Raw genomic sequence first — 453 nt, forward strand, 5'->3', positions numbered from 1 at the left:
ATGAGCGGACTACTTGGGTATCTAATCCTGTTTGCTCCCCACGCTTTCGAGCCTCAACGTCAGTTACGGTCCAGCAGGCCGCCTTCGCCGCCGGTGTTCCTCCTAATATCTACGCATTTCACCGCTACACTAGGAATTCCGCCTGCCCCTCCCGCACTCAAGCATGGCAGTTTCCAGAGCAGTCCCGGGGTTGAGCCCCGGGCTTTCACTCCGGACTTGTCATGCCGTCTACGCTCCCTTTACACCCAGTAAATCCGGATAACGCTTGCCCCCTACGTATTACCGCGGCTGCTGGCACGTAGTTAGCCGGGGCTTCTTAGTCAGGTACCGTCATTTTCTTTCCTGCTGATAGAGCTTTACGTACCGAAATACTTCTTCACTCACGCGGCGTTGCTGCATCAGGGTTTCCCCCATTGTGCAATATTCCCCACTGCTGCATCCCATAGGCGTGAT

Annotated in this window: 1 rRNA gene; it reads right to left on the reverse strand. The window is 55.4% G+C overall.

The window, feature by feature from the left end:
- A 16S ribosomal RNA gene (locus tag M6G53_RS25105) occupies nt 1-453 on the reverse strand; the annotation flags it as partial.

This window comes from Serratia nevei, assembly GCF_024160145.1.
Taxonomy (GTDB): Bacteria; Pseudomonadota; Gammaproteobacteria; order Enterobacterales; family Enterobacteriaceae; genus Serratia; species Serratia nevei_A.